Raw genomic sequence first — 2,471 nt, forward strand, 5'->3', positions numbered from 1 at the left:
GAGATAGACCAGAATTTTCAGGGACTGGACGTGATACAGGCGATGATTTAGCAGTATCTTTAGCAATAATGAATCATCGATATGATTATAATACTGGTAGTATAAGTAAAGCTAGTCTTGGAACAAAGGGTGATCCAAATTCAGTAGGACGAGAGTACGATAAAAATGGCAACTTAACCAAAGAAAGATGGTATGGGGAAGATGGAAGGGTTGTGAAAGATAGGCATTATACTAATCATGGTAATCCCAAATTACATCCCAAAGTTCCTCATGATCATGATTGGGGGTATGATGAAAATGGTAACTGGACACCAGGTCCTTGGTATTCTACAGCTATAAATAATATTAAAATTTCTATTGGTGTAGCTGGTGGGACATATTTATTATATAGAGGTATCAGAATGATTCCATCTCTTGCTCCACCTTTGTGGTGGACAATACCTGCTAATGCTGTAGCACCATAAAATATAGTGTAAGCGTAAGTATATAAATAATATTTTTAAAATTATTATTTGTATAAAAAATATAAAAATGATAAGGAGAAATATTATGAGAGGAATTAGTTTTCAAATAAATGGTTGTGGTCATAAAAATATATTAAGGACTATCTTATCTGAAATAGAAATTGAAAAGTTGTGGTGGCATATTTCAGAAGATGAAATATACAACGAAATGGACGAATCATTATTAGAAAATAGATATATTAATGGCGAAACATTTTTAAAAATAATAAAAGAAAAAAGTTATAGTGTTATTTTTGCAAATATTAAAGCATATCCACCAAATTCAACACCTAATGATATTGAAAATTACGATGATTTTATTAAAAGTGAATGTAAATTAGTTATTTTATGCTCAGATGTATTTTACTACGAAATATATGCAAAAAATGACTGGATGATTGAAATAATTAAAAATAATGCAATTAAAAATAATTTTTCCAATATAGAATATATTACCAATGAAAATGACTGTAGAACAGGCTTTAGTGTAATATAACCTAAATTTATAAATGATTGCATAACCAAATTAACTGCAAAATTTTAGTTGATCTCACTACAAAAAAGTAACGCATGATGAAATTTATTTTAGTATTTAGAAGTTATTGGGTTATATGAATTGATTTGCACTGCATAATAATAATTCTGCAGTAAATCCAAGTCTGCCACAATAGAATACACCCTAAAAGCTCTAAACGTACACCAAAAATGAGTAACTTAGGGTACTGTCCTAGGAAAACATAAGACAGATAATGAAAACTTCATACAAAGGTTAATTCAAGCTAACCACGAAACACTAACAGGTACTAAATTACTTGTTGGTGTTTTTTCAACCGTATCAAATTAGAAATCAAATATATATTCTAATACAAGTAATAGAAGAGTTAACGTTCAAAGCGTTAGCTATTTTTCTACGCAAAAATGAAAGGAGAATAGTAATGGTAGCAGATTTTGTTTACAAATTCAAAAAATATCTAATGGAGGATGGTAAAAGTCCTAAGACAATTGAAAGCTATGTTGGTGATATTTACGGATTTGCAGTATACCTTCAAAATATGGAAGTAAGTTTTCACGGAGAACTTAAAAGGTTCTACATTACAAGCTTTAGAAATTATCTCATTGAAAATCAGTATGAAACAGCTACTATTAATAAAAAAATTAATAGTCTACGAGCTTTCAATGGATTTCTAATGAAAAATAATTTAATTAATGAAATTGTTGTAGACCTTAGAAAAGACAGAATGAAGGTAGCCTTTGGTTCAGAAAAACAAGTAGAAGTATTTTCAGAGAAGCAGGTTGAGAGGATGCTGTTCTACATTCAAAACCAAGATAAAGTAAGCTGTAGGGATAAAATGATAATTCTACTGCTAATGTACACAGGTATAAGGGTAAGTGAGCTTTGTAACATTAAAATAAAAAACATTGATTTCTTAACTGGTCAACTAAAGGTATTTGGTAAAGGCGGAAAGATAAGAGAAGTACCATTAAAACAAGAAGTAGTTGAAGCTATTAAGAAATATTTAGTGGAGCGTGCTAAGGATAAATTTAGTGATTTAAAATATCTTATCTTGGGACAAAGAGGAGTATTGAAAAGAGATGCTATTAACACATTACTAGAAAAATATACTAAGGAATTGGAACTAGGAATAAAGATAAAACCGCATACCTTTAGACATCTGGATTTTTCTTGTCATATACCTCTAAATTCATTTTTATAACACGGCTCGAAAAAATTTAAAATAGCACTTGACAAAGCAATAAGAAAATGTTACCTCATAATTGATTATAGACTAATTGATTGTGAGGTATTTTTTATGGTTAACAAAAATGTGTTTAAACGGAATATCCATATACAACAGGAGCTTTAGGTACAGCAACAAACACAATAAACTATGGCTATGGCGATACAAACTGGAAGGATAAGCTGACAAGTTATAATGGAAAAAATATAACCTATGATGCCATAGGAAA

The 2,471-nt window shown here is 29.7% G+C and carries 2 protein-coding genes and 1 pseudogene; all 3 read left to right on the top strand.

Annotation, left to right across the window (positions count from 1 at the left end; all coding sequences use genetic code 11):
- Window positions 1-464: pseudogene (locus tag LQK79_RS20700) on the top strand (hypothetical protein); the annotation flags it as partial.
- A gap of 85 nt (window positions 465-549) precedes the next feature.
- Complete coding sequence (locus tag LQK79_RS20705; protein WP_231017772.1) at window positions 550-999, top strand: DUF2691 family protein; 450 nt, start codon at window positions 550-552, stop codon at window positions 997-999.
- 439 nt (window positions 1,000-1,438) lie between these two features.
- On the top strand, window positions 1,439-2,218 hold the full coding sequence (locus LQK79_RS20710) for a tyrosine-type recombinase/integrase (RefSeq protein ID WP_231017775.1): 780 nt from the start codon (window positions 1,439-1,441) through the stop codon (window positions 2,216-2,218).
- The last annotated feature ends 253 nt before the right edge of the window (window positions 2,219-2,471 follow it).

The sequence above is a fragment of the Clostridium guangxiense genome, from assembly GCF_021043395.1.
Classification (GTDB): Bacteria; Bacillota; Clostridia; order Clostridiales; family Clostridiaceae; genus Clostridium_S; species Clostridium_S guangxiense.